Raw genomic sequence first — 20,194 nt, 5'->3', positions numbered from 1 at the left:
TTAATTCTATTTGCCTTTATATTGGGGATTTCATACTACCATTAGATTACAACCTCTTATATCTGAATTATCAAATCGTCCTAAAATTTCAAAAGAATTATTATCTATTATTTTTCCCAAATCTTGGGTGGCTATGAAGGAACATGAATTAACATTAGCTAAATCAATTATATTTACTCCTCCTACCTTTCCTTCTGGAAGTAAAGTTAAGGCATCCTCTGAATCACGAATAATAATTTTCATCCAAGCTGGGCATTCAAAAATTCCATTTCCTAAAGAATAAGCTTGAGATAATAATTCCGTCATTCCATATTCAGAATGTATTTCAGATACGCCAAAACCACCTGACAATATTTCATGCAACTCTTCCCTGATGATTTCTTTTCTACGCCCTTTCATACCACCTGTTTCCATTATAATAGTGTTTTTCAAATTAAATTGTTGTCTTTCAACTAAATCTAATAAAGCATAAGTAACACCTATTAATAGTATATTATGTCCTTCAGCATCTAATCTGATTAATTTTTCTATTAATTCATCATAATTATTAAGATAAAAACCACTTTCTGAATTATTAGATAATTGAATTAAATCATTGACCATATAGATTAATGATGATCCTTCACGTTCTAAATAAGATGGCAATAATGCTAAAACGATATAATTTTCAACATTTCCATAAAACTGTTTAAAAGCTTGTTTGTAACTTTCTTCATAAAAGGCTAAATCTGTAACAGAATGCTTACTTGTCATCATCCCTGTCGTTCCACTACTTGTAAAAGTCATTTGTATTTTTTCTGTAGAGCTTAAAATAGTGTGTGATTTAAAAAATTGAACGGGTAAAAAGGGATGTCTTGGATTCTTTTTACATTTGTTTCATTTTTTTTTAAAAGGGAACAAAATCGTTGATAAACTAAATTATTATTATATTGAAAACGAAAAATTTTTAGTGTAAGTTTTTCGAACTCCTTTTTAGAACTAATTTCAAATATATCGCTCGGTGTATACATGTCTCCAAAATTACATAAATAAAAGAGTTTACCCTAAATCTAATGTGTAAAATCTTTAATAATCTAAACTTAAATTCAATATTTTTTTGTACAATTATAATATCTAATTTTATCCTAGATTCACGTTTAAAAATTTATCATAAATAAAAATGACTTTAAACCTAGATTTGTCATTGTACTTCGTTGTAATATAATTTTTTTGAATAAATTCAAATGTTCACAGAAAATTTAGTAGAAAGAATAGGGAACTTGATTTGAAATATAATTTTCTTTTATACAAGTAAAAAGTCTCGGCAAAAACCGAGACTTTTAATTTAGGGTGAATGATGGGTCTCGAACCCACGACCTTCGGAACCACAATCCGACGCTCTAACCAACTGAGCTACAATCACCATTATGTTTTTTTTTTAAAAGCGTTAACCGCTATTAGGGTGAATGATGGGTCTCGAACCCACGACCTTCGGAACCACAATCCGACGCTCTAACCAACTGAGCTACAATCACCATTTCAACGCTATACTAATTACTTCCGTATTGCGAGTGCAAATATACTACAAAAGTTTAGTCTTGCAAACAATTCTATAAAAAAATTACAATAAATTATCTAAAGTATTGACTGCCAAACACCTTTCTACTGTAAATCCTTCTGCAAAATCTGTTCCTATTAATCTACCGAGATCTTGTGCTCTGTATTGAACGCTATCTAAAAAAATTTTTGATGTAATTGGTGTTTCAGGTTCTAACGAGTTAGGATCATAAAACTGAGAAGAGTAAGCCAAAATGGATTGCATTTTCAATTCCATAAATCCAGAAATATCAACGGCAAAATCTGGTTTTATATTCATCCATTGTATATAATGATAAACTTTTTTAGGACGCCAAGATTCCTGAAATGTGTCTTTTAAACTAGTTTCTATTTTTTTTAATCCTGATAAAAAACAAGCATCTGATACTAAATTACTTCCTTTAGAATGATCTATATGTCTATCTTGAATAGCATTGCATAATACTATTTCAGGTTTGTATTTACGAATCATTTTTATAATTTCTTTTTGATGGTCTTCATCATTTTTAAAAAATCCATCTCGAAATTCTAAATTTTCTCGTATTGAAACTTTTAATATTTGAGCTGATTTCTGAGCTTCTAGATCTCTAATTTCGGGAGTACCACGAGTTCCTAATTCTCCTCTTGTTAAATCTATTATTCCTACTTTTTTACCCAAACTAATCTCTTTTGCTAATGTTCCTCCGCAGCCCAACTCTACATCATCAGGGTGAGCACCAAATGCTAATATATCTAATTTCATTTTTCTATATTGTTGTTTAGTCTTTGATTTTTATTCAGAATAATTTATAATCATTCGCATGGTTTTACTTTTATTAATTGTTTCATACCATTCTGATTCCGAATTACTGTTTTTTGTAACTCCACAACCCATAAATAAATTTATTTTATCTTTTGAAATTTTCATACATCTCAAATTAACGTATAGATCTGTTGATTTTTCATTTGTTGCAAAATCAAAATTTAATTCACCTAAAAATCCTGTGTAAAATTCTCTATCATAACCTTCCGATTTTTCTATAAAAGCTTTCGTTAAATTCTTAGGTGTTCCACAAACAGCTGGTGTTGGATGTAAAACAGCAATAATTTTTTTTAAAAGAGTGCTTTCTTTAATTGTTCCTCTTATATCTGTTCTTAAATGAAATAAATTTCCTGCTCTACTCGTATAAGCCTCTGATACTTGAAGATCAGAAACTATTTCTTTTAGTTCATTCTTTATAAAATCTGTTACAAATTGTTGTTCTTTTTTTTCTTTATTTCGCCATAAAATAGATTTCTCATTTTGAGCAACTTGAGTACCTGCTAGAGCCATTGTTTCAAACTTATTTTCTTTTATAGCAAATAATTTTTCTGGAGTAGCTCCCATCCAGAATCCAATTTTTGGATGATACCAAGCATAACATAAAGCAGATGGGTACTTAAAGAGCATTTGCTCAAAGCTTGTAAATAGATCAAAACCCTTATTTTGAATTTCTTCAGTTCTTGAAAGTACTACTTTATCAAAAATACCGGCTTCTATAGTTTGTACTCCATTTTGAACTAATTCAATAAATTTTTGTTTTTCTAATTCATTTTCTACAATATTTATTTCTAATTCTTTTATTTTATGATCAAAATAAACAGAATTATAGCTTATTTCCGATTTTTCTAATGGAAAAATTATGGGGATTCCACTAAAAGGAGCAAAAACAAAAGATTTTTCTGTAAAATTTTCTGTAAAGTAAATATGATCATTTTGCTGAAAAATCCCAATTAATGTTTTCTTATTAGGTTTACGATAGACAACAAATGGTAAATTCATTTTTTGTTGAATTCTTACCTTTTCAAATATGCTTTTCATTTAATTTCATTTCTTCTTTGAAGATATTTAGCTCATATAAAAGACCTTTTATTGTTCTCTTTTTGGCAATACCATATTGGTTAGTTTACATAATGAAATCAACGATTTATTTTCATCTTCAATTCTTATTTCCCATAAATGTAAGGATCTTCCTTTATGAATCAACCCGGCTGTTGCGGTTACTATTCCTGTTCTTTTACTTTTTAAATGATTGGCTGATATTTCAATACCTCTAACTTCTTGCTTATCTATATTTACGAACATAAGTGAAGCTGCACTTCCTACACTTTCTGCTAAAGCTACAGTTGCTCCTCCATGTAATAAGCCCATCGGTTGATGTACCGCACTATCAACAGGCATTTGGGCTATTAAATAATCTTCTCCTGCTTCTATAAACTCTATTCTTAAAGTTTTCATTAATGTATTATTACTCAATACATTACAGTTTTCAACAAATTTTTTTCTATCAAACATCGTATTAATAAAATATCCAATCAAAAGTACAAAATTTAGTATTAAAACATATTGGTAACATAAAAAAACGATATTTTACATTTTATTTTCAGTATTTTTATACCAAATTACAAATACAATGCGTCAATACTTATTTTTTTTAATCAGTATCATTTCGATATTTATTTCTTGCCGAAAAGATTTTGAAACAGAACCAAGCAGCGGACAATTATCATTTTCTAAAAATACAGTGTATCTGGATACTGTATTTTCAGGTATTTCTTCTAGTACCTACTCCTTAAAAGTATATAACAGGAGTAATCAGGATATACGCATCCCTACTATTTCATTAGCAAAAGGCACTTCATCTAAATATAGATTGATGATTGATGGTACAACAGGAATAAGTAATAAAGGAAAAATTTTTAATAATATAGAATTATTAGCTCATGATAGTTTGTATATTTTTATTGAAGAAACAGCCGATATTAAAGATGTTAACTCAACTGATTATCTCTATACAGATCAAATTTTATTTGACATAGGAATAAATCAACAAAAAGTTGACTTGATTACACTTATACAAGATGCTGTTTTTTTATATCCTGAAAAAAAGGAAAAGTTAATCCTTGATAATTTAACCCCAAATAATACAGTTTATGGATTTGAATTAAACGAAAAAGATGCTGTTAATGGTAATGAGCTTCATTTTACAAATAAAAAACCCTATGTTATTTATGGATATGCTGGTGTACCTGCTGGCAAAACACTAATAATAGACCCGGGAGCTAGGATATATTGTCACAGTCAATCTGGAATTTTTGTAAAAAAATCAGGTAGTATTAAGATAAATGGAGAATTATCTAATGATCAAAAAAAATTAGAAAATGAAGTAATATTAGAAGGTGATCGACTAGAATCTAAATACGCTGAAATACCGGGGCAATGGGGAGGAATTTATTTAGCAGATGGAAGTACAAATAATGAATTTAAAAATTTAACGATTAAAAATAGTTCATTTGGAATTTTTATAGATCGAAATGATGGCACTACAACTCGTATTTTTAACACACAAATATATAATTCAAGTGATTTTGGATTAGTTGCTAGAAAAGGAAAAATTTATGGTGAAAATATTACGATTAACAAATGCGGACAAGCTAGCCTAGCCTGTACATTAGGAGGTGAATATCATTTTAATTCTTGTACTTTTGCCAATTATTGGAATAATAGTAATCGCCAAACGCCATGTGTGTATATAGACAATAGTTATAAACAAAAAGATGTTTTATTTCTTTCTGACCTTATCTTAGCTCGTTTTATAAATTGTATAATATATGGCAATAATAATATTGAGTTAGGTCTTAAAAAAAATGATTCTGCAGCTTTTAATATTGATTTTAGCTACTGCTTAATAAAATTTAACGATACAAATAATCAGTATAATAGTTCTTTATATGACTTTATTAAAAGCTATAATAATATTATAGATACAAGACAGAGCAATTTTAATCCTAAATTTAAGGATCCTTTCAATAACAATCTAAGAATTCTCAAAAATTCAGCAGCTATTGCTAAGGGAAATAAATCTTTCTTAATTCCTAAGGACTTAGATGGTAAAAATAGAACCTCTCCTCCTGATTTAGGAGCTTATCAACATTTAGATGAATAAATTCAAAAAGAAAGAAAAAATCTTGATCATATTCGGAGTTACTTAAAGGGTAGATTTAATAACAAAATATGTCAATAAAATTAAGTTTTAACTTCGTTATTCGTTAGAAATTTATTACAAATGAAAAACTTTTAAAAGTTAAAGATTCAAAAATAAAACATATTCATAAAACCCAAAGTTTTAAAACCTTTTTACATCTAAATTTAACCTCATTTATAGAATCAAAGTTTCAAAATGGGGTTATTCCGAAAAAATACACTGCCCCCAAATAATATCTAATTTTTGGGGGCAGTCTAGGAAAGCTAACTTTTTTTGACTTTTAACAAATTCTATTAACGTGAATAGTTAGGTGCTTCTTTTGTAATTGTTACATTATGTGGATGACTTTCGCTAATACCACTTGATGTAATTCTAATAAATCTTCCTTTTTCTTGTAATTCTGCTACTGTAGCGGCACCACAATATCCCATTCCTGCTCTTAATCCACCTATAAATTGAAGCATGCTTTCATTTAATTCTCCTTTATAAGGCACACGACCTACAATTCCTTCTGGAACTAACTTTTTAACATCATCTTCAACATCTTGAAAATAACGGTCTTTAGATCCTTCTTTCATTGCTTCTACCGATCCCATCCCTCTATAAGATTTAAATTTTCTCCCTTCAAATATAATAGTTTCTCCCGGCGATTCTTTAGTTCCAGCTAGTAAAGATCCTAGCATAACTGTAGAAGCACCTGCTGCTATAGCTTTAGGTATATCACCTGTATAACGAACACCTCCATCTGCTATAACGGGAACCCCCGTACCCTTTAATGCTGCTGACACTTCTAATACCGCAGAAAATTGAGGAAATCCAACACCTGCCACTACACGAGTAGTACAAATGGATCTCGGGCCAATACCTACTTTAACTGCATCGGCTCCATTTTCTACTAGATATAACGCTGCTTCTGGTGTTGCTATATTTCCAACTATTACATCTAAATTTGGAAATTTATTTTTTACTTGTTTTAAAACTTCAACTACTCCTTTGGTATGACCATGTGCTGTATCAATAATAACAGCATCAACACCCGCTTTTACTAAAGCTTCTGCGCGTTCTACAGCATCTGCTGTAACACCTAAAGCTGCCGCTACACGCAAACGCCCATATTGATCTTTATTAGCATTTGGTTTTTGGGTAAGTTTAGTAATATCTCGGAAAGTAATAAGTCCTATTAGTTCATTTTCTGAATTTACAACGGGCAATTTTTCTATCTTATTTCCTTTTAAGATTTCTTCTGCTTTTTCTAATGTTGTCCCTTCAGGAGCCGTAACCAAATTAGTTGAAGTCATTACCTCTATAATCCCTCTTTGATTATTTTTTTCAAAACGCAAATCTCTATTGGTAACGATTCCTATTAATTTTCTATCTTCATCAACTACTGGTATACCTCCTATTCCATATTCTCTCATTGCGCTTTTAGCATCTCCTACTGTTGCTCCAAGATTTAATATTACAGGATCTATAATCATTCCACTTTCTGCTCTTTTTACTTTACGTACTTCTGCTGCTTGTTGTTGGATTGACATGTTTTTATGCAAAACACCTATTCCTCCTTCTTGCGCCATAGCAATAGCCATAGCACTTTCTGTAACTGTATCCATTGCAGCTGATACAATAGGTACATTCAATGTAATATTCTTAGTAAATTTTGTTTGGATACTTACTTCTCGTGGAAGTACTTGTGAATAGTTTGGAATAAGCAATACATCATCGTAAGTTAATCCTTCACCGATGATTTTAGTTGTGTGTGCGTTCATTGCAATTTACGATTAAATTGCGAACAAATATAAGAAATTAACTGTAAATTTTACTAAATAATTAACTTTTCTAAGTTATAAATTAAGGTATTATTTAATTATTACTTATGATATATTAAAAAGGACTCGGATTTAATCCGAGTCATTTAAGCTTATATCCTTCTTGTATAATTTAAGGAAACTAATTTATTAAGCTTTTTTCTCTGCTTTTTTTGTACAACAAGCCTTTTTTTCAGTACAAGCTTTTTTGTCTCCTTTAGAGCAAGTTTTTTCAGTTTTTGCTTTCTTTTCTTCTTTCACTTCTTGTGCAAATACACTAGATGAAAATAAAAATGTTACTACCGCTACTGACGCAATTAATTTTTTCATAATAATTTTTTTTAAAGTTATTTATTTAAACAAACTACCTACTAAAGACTCCAAATAACATCTTATAAAGTAGTATTAAGAGACCTAGAGATAATAGCGCGATTTCCAATAAAGACCATTTCTGACCCTGATAAATAAATCCGCTACAAGACCAAATATACTACCTTAAATAGTAAGAAAATGCTTCTTTAACATAACTTTATAAGATTCTTTCATTTATTACTTTTACAATTTCATCTTTTTGAATTAATCCTGAATGATGCCATATAGCTTGTCCTTTTTGGAAAAGAATTAGAGAGGGAACTCCTCTTACTTTATACCTAGTAGCTAATTCTTTATTTTTCTCTACATCTATTTTTATAATGCTAACTTTATCTTTAAATATTGCTTTTACTTCTATCAGAACAGAACTCAACATTTGACAAGGACCACACCAAGTTGCAAAAAAATCAATTAACACTGGTTTATCCTTGTTTATAATATTCATAAATGAATCATTCATCATTTTTATCTTTTAGCTGAATTTGACAGGTATTAGACTGACAACCTAAATTAAAAAATACTTGGAACAAAAAGAATATTGCAAATCCTAAAAAAAACCACTGATGAGTTTCAAATGCTTGAAATATCAAAAAAATACCCAATGCTAATCGAAAAAAACGGATTATATGCCAATTTAAAAAAAATCGTTTCATGGTATTAGAGTTAGTATACTTTGCTTTGACAAATGAAATCTGTTTTAGGTAAATTAGTTTTAGATATAGCCGAAAACCCTCCTTCTATTTCTGTGAATTTTCGATAACCTCTCGCTTGAAGTATTGATGCAGCAATCATGCTACGATAGCCTCCTGCACAGTGCAAATAAAAATGTTCTTTAGGATTAATTGTATTTATCCAATCATTTATATAGGCTAATGGTTTGTTGTAAGAATTTTCTAAATGTTCTGTCTGATATTCATTTTCTTTTCGAACATCAATTATTTTATCCGTTTTTAAATTTACTTGAAGAGCAAATTCATCTGTCGTTATTCTATTAATTCTATCTGTTTCTCTACCTGATTCTTTCCACGCTTTAACACCTCCTTCTAAATGACCTAAAATCTTATCAAAACCTACCCTACTAAGCCTAATAATTGTTTCTTCTTCTTTTCCTTCTTCGCAAACTATAAGAATTGGTTGATTTACATCAGCAATAAGGGCACCAACCCAAGGAGCAAAATCACCTATTATTCCTATATTAATAGATTGTGGGATATGCTCTAAACAAAATACAGAAGCGGGTCTTGTATCTAAAATAACCGTTCCTTCCCTACCTGCTAAATCATTAAAATCTTTTGCAGATAATGATCTTAAACCATTATCCAGTACTTTATTAAAAGAAGTGTATCCTTTTTTATTCATAGCCACGTTCATTCTAAAATATGCAGGAGGAGGAGTTAATCCATGCAATACTTCAGCTACAAATTCAGATTCTTCCATGTCAAGACGAAGGGCATAATTATCTATTTTTTGTTGGCCTATGGTAGAAATAGTTTCTTTGCTCATATTTTTACCACAAGCACTACCCGCTCCATGTGCTGGATAAACTATTACATCATCAGAAAGAGGCATAATCTTATTTCTTAATGAATGAAATAAGGTAGCAGCCAATTTTTCTTGAGTCATATTAGATGCTTTTTGTGCCAAGTCTGGCCTTCCTACATCTCCAATAAAAAGAGTATCACCAGAAAAAATAGCATAATCTTTACCTTTTTCGTCTATTAAAAGATAAGTTGTACTTTCCATTGTGTGACTCGGAGTGTGTAAAGCTTTAATAGAGACATCGCCTACTCTAAATATCTGTTCATCTTCTGCTATAATTGCATCAAATTCAGGACGAGCAGTTGGACCATATACTATAGGAGCACCTGTAGACTTACTTAAATCTAGATGTCCTGAAACAAAATCAGCATGAAAATGTGTTTCAAAAATATATTTTAAAACTACATTATCTCTTTTAAGACGATCTAAATAAGGTTGTATTTCTCTTAAAGGATCTACTATTAATGCTTCTCCTTTTGAAGTAATATAATAAGCTCCTTGAGCTAAACAACCTGTATAAATTTGTTCTATCTTCATTATTATCAATTTGGTTTACAAAAGTACTATTTATTTTTATAACAAATAGTGATAATGATCACAAACCTTTATTCTAATAAATAAATTATAACATATAGGCAAAGATAAAATACAATTTTAAAAAAAAAGCTGACTTTTGTCAGCTCTTAAAAATTGATTTCGATATGGCTCCTATACAATTTAACTAAACCTCTTTGTTCCATTTTTTTTAGCAAACGGGATACAACTTCTCTAGAGGTATTTAATTCAGATGCTATTTCTTGATGAGATAATTTTATATCATTACAATTACAAGTATCTCGATGTCTTTTCAAATAAAACTCTAAACGTTCATCCATAGCTTTAAAAGCTATATTATCTATAACTGTTAACACTTCTTCAAAACGACTTCTATAGGTTTCTATAACAAATTCATACCAAGAACGATGTCTACTCATCCATTTTTCCATTAATGCAAGAGGAATCATTATAAGTTCTGCGTCTTCTACTACTTTAGCCATTAATGCACTTGTTTCTTCTTTCGTAGCACAAATCATAGAAATAGCACAAGCTTGCCCTCGGCTGAAGGTAGTACATAAAAAACTCATTTCCTTCATCATCTTCTCTATATAATTTTATTTTTCCTTTTACAACTAAAACGGTATGTCTAATAAATTGACCTGAACGCATTATCGTTTCACCTGCCTTTATATTTTGTATATACGCATTTTCCTCTATTTCTTCTATTAGTTGAGGATTAAAATTGGGAAAATTTATCTTGATTATATCTTTCATAAAAACTTAAAAAAAACACAATACAAATATAGACTACTTATCTGATCTTTTAAATTTAAAAATTCATTAAAATTTATTACTTTGTGCAAGTAACCTTAATAAACTAATAATGAACACAACAGAATTAAGAGAATCTATTTTTAGACATTTAGATGGTATTGTAATTTTACCTATAGCTTCTTTATTAAAAGAAAAAAAATAACAGATTATATTCTTGAAAAAAAGAAATTACATTAGATGATTTAAAAAATGAATTTAACTTAAATGATGGGTATTTAAATGTCGCTTTAAGAGCTTTTGCTTCACAAGGTTTTTTAGATTACTTTGTAGATAATATTCAAAATAAAGTCAGTTTTAAAATTAACAATTTAACCAAATTAGCTTTTTCTGAGTTTTATCTGTACGATGACATAGCACAAACTTTATTTTTAACAGATGTTTTTACCTCGAATAGAATTAACGAGCATACTATTTCTATATTAGCTCCTTTATTTGAAAAATTTAAAAAAATAAATAGTGAACCTCTTGATCTAAATTCTGATACGGGAAAAATTAAATATCAAATTATAAAGCATCTGGAAGGTTTTTTAGTAGGTCCTTTAATTGTAAATTTAGGAATGACAGGAATGTTTCATAAATATTTTATGGAAACTTCATTTGGTGCTGATGAATTTCATAAAGAACCTGAGGCATTTACTATAATGCTCAATTTTTTCACTTCCCTAGGTTGGTTTACAGAACGAAAAGGGAAATATCAATTTACAGAATCAGGTCTTTTTTATGCTAAACGAGCTTCTGCTTATGGCGTAACGGTTTCTTATTTACCGATGTTAAAAAATCTTGAAATGTTATTATTTGGGAATCCTAATAAATTACGAGATATTGCTATTAATGATACCGAAATACATGTTAATAGAGAAATGAATGTTTGGGGTAGCGGAGGTGCGCATAATACTTATTTTAAAGTCATTGATGAAATCATTATAGAACTTTTCAATCGTCCTATTTCCGAGCAGCCTAAAGGAATTTTAGACATGGGATGTGGCAATGGTGCTTTTTTACAACATATTTATAATGTTATAGAAAGACAAACAATGCGCGGAAAAATGCTAGAAGAACACCCTTTATTTTTAGTTGGAGTTGACTATAATCAAGTAGCCTTAAAAGTAACTAGAGCTAATTTAATTAAAGCAGATATTTGGGCTAAAGTAATTTGGGGAGACATCGGAAATCCTAATTTATTAGCACAAGATTTAAAAGAAAATTACAATATTGATTTGAATGAATTATTAAACGTTCGTACTTTCTTAGATCATAATAGAATTTGGAATGAACCTCAAAACAATCAAAACATAACAAGTAGCTCCACAGGTGCTTTTTCGCATAGAGGAAAACAATTATCAAATAATGATGTTGCAACAAATTTGTACGAACACCTAGAGCAATGGGCGCAATATGTTCATAAATTTGGACTATTATTAATTGAACTGCACACGGTATCTCCTCATATTGTTTCTAAAAACATAGGAAAAACACCTGCCACCGCATACGATGTAACACATGGATTGTCAGATCAATATATTTTAGAAATAGAAGAATTTGTTGCAATAGCTCAAAAAGCAGGACTCCATTCTGACGAACGATTTAAACAACACTTTCCTGATACAGATTATGCTACAGTAAGCATTCATTTATTAAAAGGAAAATAATTATTTTTAAAATTATATAATTAAAAAAAGTAATATGAATACTTGTTTTTGTGGATCAAAAAAAATATTTCAAGAATGTTGTGAACCTTTTATATTGGGCATCAACAAACCTAATACAGCAGAAGAATTAATGCGATCTCGCTATAGTGCTTATTGTACCCATCAAGTAGATTATCTATTGAATACGACTCACATTAGCACAAGAAAATTTTACAACAAAAAAGATATTTTAGATTGGGCTACTAAAAATAACTGGTTAAAATTAGATATTATAAAAACAACCGAACAAAACATCGAATTTAAAGCATATTATACAGATGCTAATCTTCAACCATATTGCCATCATGAAAAATCATTTTTTAAAAAACAAGGTGGAATATGGTATTATGTGGAAGGAAAAATAGCTTAATTTTTTAATCCAGATTCGCATTAGACTTTGTTGTGAAATAAATATTTTGAATGAATTCAGGTACTTAAGGAAAATTTTAGAAGAAAATAGTAACTATTTTGATATTTAAAATTGAGTATGTGCTTGAATTAAAGGAAAAATAAAGTAAAATGATGGTTTCATCCATTCACTTCCTTCGAGTCTAATGCGCAATTTGGGTTTGATTTAAACGATAAATAGTAATACAGATAGAATTCTGAAACCTAAAACGTATACTCTATTTCAGGTTTCTAAATTATTTTTTCCAGCTGGTAATTCAAATATTTGTAAATCAAAATAAATTACAGAGGCTAAAATATGATCAAATATGTCGCTCATAATATATTCATAATTTTCAAAACGTTTATCGTTAGAAAATGCGTAAATTTCTAGAGGAATACCTTGATGTGTTGGCTGTAATTGTCTACAAAGTAAAATCATCTCTTTATTCAAACTCGGATAATTTTCTAGGTATTTTGTCAAATATTTTCTAAATAAACCGAAATTGGTTAAATTTCTTCCATTAATAGATAAACTTTTATCTATTTCATGTAACGAGTTATGTCTTTTAATATCAACTTGTTTTTTTTCTATATATTTTGTGAGTAATTGAATCCTTTTAAATTCTTCTAATTCTTCTTCTCTTATAAAACGAATAGAATTAGCTTTTATTAAAATATGTCTTTTTATTCTTCTTCCATCGGAATTAATCATACCACGCCAATTTCTAAAACTATCAGAAGTAAGACTATAGGTTGGTATAGTCGTAATAGTATGATCAAAGTTTCTAACTTTTAAAGTTGTTAAATTTATTTCTACGACATCTCCATCAGCACCAAATTTATCCATGGTAATCCAATCTCCTATTCGAATTAAATCATTAGCCGAAACTTGAACGGAAGCTACAAAACCTAAGATTGTGTCTCTAAATATCAAGATTATTAAAGCCGATACTGCCCCTAAAGTCTTAGCTAATGTATCCGTACTGACATTAAAAATTTTGGCAACTATTATAATAATCCCCAATATCCAAAGCATAATCATGATAACCTGAACATAACTATCTATCGGTTTATCCACATACTCTGTTTTTGTTTTTAGATGATCTCTTATTGCTTTTAACGTAGAATTTGTAATCCATAAGGTTAGCAAAACAATATACACTCCAACTAACCGACCAAAAATAGTTTCCCATGAAGTAAAATCATTTAATATAATGGGAACTGTCTTATATATGTAAATTAAAGGGATTAAATGTGACATATATTTTGCTGTTTCATTAGAAATCAGCAAATCATCAAATTTTGTTTTAGTTCGTTTAGCCACTACAGCCATTCCTGTTACTAATACGAAACGACAAAACAAATAGATAATATAAACTATAAAACTAAGAATTACGATATTGATTGCTAAACCTAAATAGGATGCCAATGTATCATTAAAATCTAATTTTTTAAAAAACTTATAACACCAACCGAATATTTTTTCAGTTTTCTCAAGCATATTATTTCAAATATTTTTTTTCTATATAAAATGTCCCAAAAGGAATTAAAGAAGCTAATAAAATAACTATTGTTGTTCTAAAATCCCATTTCAATTTTCTTTGCAAAAGAAATGCCAAGATTACATATAAAATAAAAAGAACTCCGTGACTCATCCCTACAGGAAATAACAGCATTTTATATAAAGTTAAATTAAATGGCTTTATCATTAACATATTCAGCATGATAACAATATAAGAAACACCTTCTAACAACGCAATATTTCGAAAAAAATTTAAGCATTTAAATCTATGTATATTAAAAAATAATTAGTAGTACAAACTCGTATTATTTTGCAAAGTAAAGCAAAGTTTAGCAGCAAAACTATACTCCCCTATTATTTTGGAAAGTTAAAATTTATATAAAATTAATTTCTAAAAAAAATATCTATAAACAGTTTTTTAAATGTAATTTTGCAAAAATTTCAAGAAAGGTATGATGCAAAGCGATATAGAAACAGTATTTGAAGACAAAAAAACACTCTATGATTATCAGTCACGCGATATCAATACCATTTTTGACAGAATGGACAATACGTCTTCCAATTATCGTCTTTTATACCAGTTACCTACAGGTGGAGGAAAGACGGTTATATTTTCTGAAATTGTACGCCGTTATATAGAAACACATCAAAAAAAGGTAGTAGTACTTACACACCGTATTGAGTTATGTAAGCAAACCTCTAAGATGTTACATAACTTTGGGGTACAAAATAAAATCATTAATTCAAAAGTAAAAGATTTACCCGATCAAGATGATTTCTCTTGTTTTGTGGCCATGGTTGAAACTTTAAAAAACCGTTTAAATGATGATTTATTAGAAATTGACAATGTAGGGTTGGTAATTATAGATGAGGCACATTATAATTCATTCCGAAAGTTGTTAAATCGGTTTAAAAATTCATTTATTTTAGGTGTTACAGCTACCCCACTAAGCTCTAACATAGAACTGCCTATGTACGAAAACTACAAAGAACTTATTGTAGGTGACCCTATTAGAAAATTAATAGAAAATGGATTCTTAGCTAAAGCTACTACATATAGTTATGATGTTACATTGTCAAGTCTTAAAGTAGGTATTAATGGTGATTATACAGTAAAATCTTCTGATGAGCTTTACTCTCAATTAGATATGCAATCTAAACTACTGAGTGCCTATGAAGAAAAATCGAAAGGTAAAAAAAACCTAATTTTTAATAATGGAATCAATACTTCTTTGTATGTATATGAAACTTTTAAAAAGGCAGGTTACGACATACGTCATTTAGACAACACTACCAGTAATGAAGATCGAAAAGATATCTTAAAATGGTTTAAACACACTCCCAATGCTGTACTTACCTCTGTAGGTATATTAACAACTGGCTTTGATGAACCTACTGTTGAATCTATTATCATCAATCGTGCCACTAAATCTTTGACTCTTTATTTTCAAATGATTGGTCGAGGATCTAGACGTTTACCTCACAAACATGAATTTAGCATTATAGATTTAGGAAATAATGCTGCCCGATTTGGTTTATGGGATGACCCAATAGATTGGCAACATATTTTTAAAACACCTGAGTATTATATCGAAAATTTACGCAGCGATGCTGAAATAGAACGTTATTTTAAATACGAAATGCCCGCAGACGTCCGTGAGCGTTTTAAAAATACTTTAAATGTAGAATTTGACATAGAAGAAGAATTCAATAAAGCTATTGCCAAAAACCTACGTCCAAAAGTAGTTATCGAGGATTCTATCTTAAATCATGCGAGCATGTGCGTAGATAACGCTGAAGAATTAAATGAAGCTAAACAACTTGCTAAATATCTCATAGAAGATATTGAATATAGAGTAAAAATATTTTGTCGTTGTTTGGCTAATTCAACTAAAAACTACCGTGAATGGTTAGTAGATGATTATAAAACACGCTTGCAAGTAGCTATTGGTAAATTATATAGAGAGCGCCTTTTTGCGATGGAAGATTAAAGCATAAAGAAAACAAAAATTTTAGTTTGGTTGCCTCTTTCACAATAGGAGAAGTCATGTTATCAACCTTATATGACTTCTTCTTGTGATTTCCACACTTTAATCTTCATTATATTAATTTACAAAATACATAAGATATCCCCCCTACTTACCCTCATTTGTTATTCATCATATTGATTTCATAAATTCTTTCTTTATCTTTTATTCTATCATTTTACATTTGATAAAAAATCCTTATTTTGCTAAAATACTTTTTGTATAATCGCAATTTATTTTTATTCAAAAAAATATTGAAAAATCTAAAATTAAATAGAATGAAATTACACCCAATATTTTTACTTCCTTTTCTCTTCTTTATTTTTAGTAAATCCTTTGCACAAACAAAACAAGACAGTTTAGACATTAAAAGGGTTGCTTTAGATTATATTGAATCACAACATAACCCAAATCCAATACAAATGGGAAATGCGTTACACCCTAGAATGGTAAAAAGAACTTTTTGGAAAGATAAATCTACAGGAAAAGACTTTCTAAGAGAAACGACTACTGAATCTATGATCTTAATTGCAGAATCATATAACAAAAATGGTAACCAGTTTCCTAAAAAACCTAAAAAAGAAGTTGTTTTTCTAGACGTTTCAAATCGCACCGCTTCTATAAAATTAATTGCAGACGAATGGATTGATTATATGCACATAGTAAAATTAAATGGGAAATGGATATTAGTAAATGTATTATGGCAATATCATAACGTCAATCAACATTAAATCAATTTAAGAAACTAAATTACATAAATAAAAAATTAAAACAATGAAACATAAAAAGCTAAAAATCAGGATATAAAATATTTTTATTTAAACACAAATTCCCCTCTTTTTATACAAAAATCTCCCTTATTTTGCACCTATTATTTTTTATTTTATATTTACAAACACCATCGATTAACAAGGAATATCTATTAAAATTTACAATATCCTAAAATAAATAAACGAATGATTGAAAAGAAAATTTACGACTTTATTAATTTAAATGAAGGAGAAGAAAAACAAGAAAAAGTTTTAGAAACTGTAAAATCTAATATTTCTTTTAGAGGTTCCAATTTATGGACATTGGCTTGCGCAATAGTAATTGCTTGTGTTGGATTAAATGTAAACTCTACAGCTGTCATTATAGGTGCAATGCTTATTTCTCCATTAATGGGACCAATTGTTGGCGCAGGTTTTTCATTAGCAATTTATGACTTTGAATTATTAAAAAAATCTTCTAAAAATTTAGTAATAGCTACCCTACTAAGCCTTACTGTTGCAACCGTTTATTTTTATTTTAGTCCTTTTAAAGATACTAATTCAGAATTATTAGCAAGAACATCGCCAAATATTTACGATGTCATAATTGCTTTTTTTGGAGGTTTAGTAGGCGTTATTGCTATTACTAGAGTAGAAAAAGGCAATCCTATACCGGGAGTAGCTATTGCCACAGCTTTAATGCCCCCTCTTTGTACAGCAGGTCATGGACTTGCTATTAGCAATTTTTCCTATTTTCTAGGAGCTATTTATCTATACTCCATCAATTGCTTCTTTATTTGCATTTCAACTTTTCTAGTACTTAAATATTTAAATTATAAACCCATAAAAACACTCAATCAAAAATTCGAAAAGCAAATACGATATGGCATTTCAATCCTCATTTTAATTATGATAGTTCCTAGTTTTTATATGGCGTACAGCTTACTTCAAGAAAACAAATACAATCAAAAAATAGAAGATTTTCTAACGCATGAACTAACAAACAAAGGGTATACTATAATTTATAAAAAAACAAAACACAATACAAACCCTAAAACGATAGAACTCGCTTTCTTAAGCAAAAAATTTAGTGAAAACGAAACGAAATCGTTAAATGAAAAACTTTCTAAATACGAAATAACAAATACCGTACTAGAAATAAAACAAGACCCAAAAGATTTAAAAGATGAAATCTTAAATGAGATTGCGATAAAAAACAAAACATCTGACCAAAAAGATCTACTGATAAATAAATTACAAAAAGAATTAAATGAATATAAAATTTCTAACACGGAAACCTTAGAAGAAATTGCTATATTATTTCCTGAACTAAAAAATGTATCATTAGGAAAACATTTAACTAACACAATTGATGACAATCCAAAAATATTTATTGTCTTACTCTACGAATCTGACAATAATGCAGTAGATACGAAAAAAATCAAAAAATGGTTAAGTCAAAAATTACAAACCCAAGACATTGAACTAATAAAAAAATAATACGATCAAACAACAAAATATTAAAAGGATCTGGCATTATTATTGAGGCAATGAATGAAATAGCAATCCCAAAACAATAATTAAAAACAATACCCATTTTGTTTGCTAAATTGTTCAAAAAAATATTATTTAATCTATTATAAACAGCCACTTTACTATTTTTAGTAAGGATATAAAACTTAGGAGTATGTATTTGAGTCACGATGAAGAAGATTACAGTTTATCCTTATCAAAATTTGAATCCATGTTAAAAACCAATAAGGTTTTGTTTTTTGATTCAGAAGAATTTGAGGATATCATCCTCCATTATATGGATATAGGCAAAACTAGTTTAGCTAAAAAAGCACTAAAACTAGGACTAGAACAACACCCTAAATCATTTGGATTAAAATTAGTTCAAGTTGAAATGCTCATTTTTGAAGACAAACTAGAACAAGCCGAAAAACTTCTTAATGACTTATACGCCATAGAACCCACAAACGAAGAAATCTTTATACAAAAAGCCAATATTTGCTCTAAAAGAGATGATCATAAACAAGCTGTTGAATTTCTTAAAATAGCTTTGCAGTATACAGATGACTACGCAGATGTGCATAACCTCTTAGGGATGGAATATTTGTTTATGGATGAACTAGAACAAGCAAAAAAACATTTTATTGCTTGTTTAGAAGAAGAACCAGAAGAACAATCAGGACTCTATAATGTCATTTATTGTTTTGAATTTTTAGAACAATACCCTGAAGCCATTTCATTTTTAAAAAACTATATTGACCTTAATCCATATAGCGAAATTGCTTGGCATCAATTAGGACGACTAAACTTTAGTATACAACAATATCAAGAGGCCTACATAGCCTTTGATTATGCAAGTCTAATTGACGACCGATTCATGGGCGCATTTATGGAAAAAGCTAAAGCACTCGAACATTTAGAACGCTATGAAGAAGCTATTTGGAATTACCAAGAAACCATTCGACTAGAAGACCCCACATCGTATGCTTTATTACGAATAGGTAAATGCTTTGAAAAAAATGGGCAATGAATCTGAAGCTTTAAACTATTACAACAAAACAGTTCATGAAGATCCTCTTTTAGACAAAGGATGGATTGCTATAACCGATTTTTATATACGTCAAAAAAACTTTCAAAAAGCACTCTATTATGTAAATAAAGCAATCGGTATAGATGCTGAAAATTCTTTATATTGGAAACGATATGCTGCAATAAATAAAGAGCTCAGAATTATTTGAGGAAGCACAAGAAGGATATCAAAAAGCTGTAGAATTAGGAGATAACGAATTAGAAACCATCTTATTTTGGTCTGATACACAACTTTTTATAGGAGAATATCAAGCCTCTATTGAAACCTTAATTAAAGCAAACCTTCTTTTTGCAGATCATTACCAAATAGAATATAGATTAGCAGGTTTGTATTACACAACTCATAATCTAACAAAAGGATTGTATCATTTAACCAATGCCTTACATCATAACTCTAAAATGCTTTCGATACTAGAAGATTTATTTCCTTCAGTATTTAATCTAGAAATCGTTCAAAACACAATTAAAAAATATAATGATTTGTAATAAATTTAAGATTAAACAATCGATTTTTTTCAAAATAAACAATCTTAAGATTTTTTTATTTTAAA

General features: G+C 29.1%; 16 protein-coding genes, 2 tRNA genes and 3 pseudogenes. 8 read left to right on the top strand and 13 right to left on the bottom strand.

Translation table 11 applies throughout. The features are described from left to right. Nucleotides 1–30: 30 nt before the first annotated feature. From JJC05_RS16130 to JJC05_RS16105, 6 genes and pseudogenes are all read right to left on the bottom strand, one after another. Nucleotides 31–1,010, bottom strand: a pseudogene (locus JJC05_RS16130) (LuxE/PaaK family acyltransferase). Nucleotides 1,011–1,327: 317 nt separating this feature from the next. Then, nucleotides 1,328–1,403: transfer RNA gene (locus JJC05_RS16125), tRNA-His, on the bottom strand. A gap of 36 nt (nucleotides 1,404–1,439) precedes the next feature. Further along, nucleotides 1,440–1,515: transfer RNA gene (locus JJC05_RS16120), tRNA-His, on the bottom strand. 85 nt (nucleotides 1,516–1,600) lie between these two features. Beyond that, nucleotides 1,601–2,317, bottom strand: a complete 717-nt coding sequence (gene bshB1 / locus JJC05_RS16115) for a bacillithiol biosynthesis deacetylase BshB1 (RefSeq protein WP_235877875.1) — start codon at nucleotides 2,315–2,317, stop codon at nucleotides 1,601–1,603. Nucleotides 2,318–2,347: 30 nt separating this feature from the next. Then, the gene (locus JJC05_RS16110) at nucleotides 2,348–3,415 is read right to left on the bottom strand and encodes an isochorismate synthase (protein ID WP_235819711.1); all 1,068 of its coding nucleotides are present in this window, start codon (nucleotides 3,413–3,415) and stop codon (nucleotides 2,348–2,350) included. A 48-nt stretch (nucleotides 3,416–3,463) separates the two neighbouring features. Next, nucleotides 3,464–3,889: a PaaI family thioesterase gene (locus JJC05_RS16105; protein WP_235878924.1), complete on the bottom strand. Its 426-nt coding sequence runs from the start codon at nucleotides 3,887–3,889 to the stop codon at nucleotides 3,464–3,466. 118 nt (nucleotides 3,890–4,007) lie between these two features. On the opposite strand from JJC05_RS16105, the gene JJC05_RS16100 reads away from it, so the two are divergent. Further along, nucleotides 4,008–5,540, top strand: a complete 1,533-nt coding sequence (locus JJC05_RS16100) for a hypothetical protein (protein WP_127823044.1) — start codon at nucleotides 4,008–4,010, stop codon at nucleotides 5,538–5,540. A gap of 332 nt (nucleotides 5,541–5,872) precedes the next feature. Here the strand turns inward: JJC05_RS16100 and guaB are convergent, their stop codons facing one another. The 5 genes and pseudogenes from guaB to JJC05_RS16075 form a co-directional block, all read right to left on the bottom strand. Beyond that, entirely contained in the window at nucleotides 5,873–7,345 is a 1,473-nt protein-coding gene (gene guaB / locus JJC05_RS16095) for an IMP dehydrogenase (RefSeq protein WP_235877874.1), read from the bottom strand. A gap of 189 nt (nucleotides 7,346–7,534) precedes the next feature. Next, nucleotides 7,535–7,714 (bottom strand): hypothetical protein, encoded by a 180-nt coding sequence (locus JJC05_RS16090; protein WP_088393810.1) that lies wholly within the window; start codon nucleotides 7,712–7,714, stop codon nucleotides 7,535–7,537. A 199-nt stretch (nucleotides 7,715–7,913) separates the two neighbouring features. Continuing rightward, entirely contained in the window at nucleotides 7,914–8,219 is a 306-nt protein-coding gene (gene trxA / locus JJC05_RS16085) for a thioredoxin (protein WP_309597369.1), read from the bottom strand. A 200-nt stretch (nucleotides 8,220–8,419) separates the two neighbouring features. Further along, the gene (locus tag JJC05_RS16080; protein ID WP_235877873.1) at nucleotides 8,420–9,832 is read right to left on the bottom strand and encodes an MBL fold metallo-hydrolase; all 1,413 of its coding nucleotides are present in this window, start codon (nucleotides 9,830–9,832) and stop codon (nucleotides 8,420–8,422) included. Between the two features lie 146 nt (nucleotides 9,833–9,978). After that, nucleotides 9,979–10,606, bottom strand: a pseudogene (locus JJC05_RS16075) (Crp/Fnr family transcriptional regulator). 109 nt (nucleotides 10,607–10,715) lie between these two features. On the opposite strand from JJC05_RS16075, the gene JJC05_RS19090 reads away from it, so the two are divergent. The 3 genes from JJC05_RS19090 to JJC05_RS16065 are packed head-to-tail and all read left to right on the top strand — an operon-like array spanning nucleotide 10,716 to nucleotide 12,724. Further along, complete coding sequence (locus tag JJC05_RS19090) at nucleotides 10,716–10,808, top strand: hypothetical protein (protein ID WP_445297830.1); 93 nt, start codon at nucleotides 10,716–10,718, stop codon at nucleotides 10,806–10,808. Nucleotides 10,809–10,833: 25 nt separating this feature from the next. After that, a complete protein-coding gene (locus JJC05_RS16070; protein ID WP_445297841.1) occupies nucleotides 10,834–12,315 on the top strand; it encodes a class I SAM-dependent methyltransferase in 1,482 nt (493 codons plus the stop codon). A 34-nt stretch (nucleotides 12,316–12,349) separates the two neighbouring features. Further along, nucleotides 12,350–12,724, top strand: coding sequence for a YchJ family protein (locus JJC05_RS16065; RefSeq protein ID WP_105196937.1), 375 nt, complete (start codon nucleotides 12,350–12,352; stop codon nucleotides 12,722–12,724). Between the two features lie 261 nt (nucleotides 12,725–12,985). On the opposite strand, the gene JJC05_RS16060 is transcribed toward JJC05_RS16065, so the two are convergent. After that, nucleotides 12,986–14,245 carry a mechanosensitive ion channel family protein gene (locus JJC05_RS16060; RefSeq protein WP_235877871.1) on the bottom strand — a complete coding sequence of 420 codons (1,260 nt, stop codon included), beginning with the start codon at nucleotides 14,243–14,245 and terminating at the stop codon, nucleotides 12,986–12,988. Between the two features lies 1 nt (nucleotide 14,246). Then, a complete protein-coding gene (locus tag JJC05_RS16055) occupies nucleotides 14,247–14,540 on the bottom strand; it encodes a DUF3817 domain-containing protein (protein ID WP_235878922.1) in 294 nt (97 codons plus the stop codon). A 178-nt stretch (nucleotides 14,541–14,718) separates the two neighbouring features. On the opposite strand from JJC05_RS16055, the gene JJC05_RS16050 reads away from it, so the two are divergent. The 4 genes and pseudogenes from JJC05_RS16050 (at nucleotide 14,719) to JJC05_RS16035 (ending at nucleotide 20,129) form a co-directional block, all read left to right on the top strand. Further along, a complete protein-coding gene (locus JJC05_RS16050) occupies nucleotides 14,719–16,257 on the top strand; it encodes a DEAD/DEAH box helicase (RefSeq protein ID WP_235877870.1) in 1,539 nt (512 codons plus the stop codon). Nucleotides 16,258–16,571: 314 nt separating this feature from the next. Next, complete coding sequence (locus tag JJC05_RS16045) at nucleotides 16,572–17,024, top strand: nuclear transport factor 2 family protein (RefSeq protein ID WP_105196943.1); 453 nt, start codon at nucleotides 16,572–16,574, stop codon at nucleotides 17,022–17,024. Between the two features lie 225 nt (nucleotides 17,025–17,249). Beyond that, nucleotides 17,250–18,542 (top strand): TIGR00341 family protein, encoded by a 1,293-nt coding sequence (locus JJC05_RS16040; RefSeq protein ID WP_127823039.1) that lies wholly within the window; start codon nucleotides 17,250–17,252, stop codon nucleotides 18,540–18,542. Between the two features lie 187 nt (nucleotides 18,543–18,729). Continuing rightward, nucleotides 18,730–20,129, top strand: a pseudogene (locus tag JJC05_RS16035) (tetratricopeptide repeat protein). The last annotated feature ends 65 nt before the right edge of the window (nucleotides 20,130–20,194 follow it).

It is taken from the genome of Flavobacterium davisii, assembly GCF_019565505.1.
GTDB classification, from domain to species: Bacteria; Bacteroidota; Bacteroidia; order Flavobacteriales; family Flavobacteriaceae; genus Flavobacterium; species Flavobacterium davisii.
This window is presented reverse-complemented; position numbering and strand designations above follow the sequence as displayed.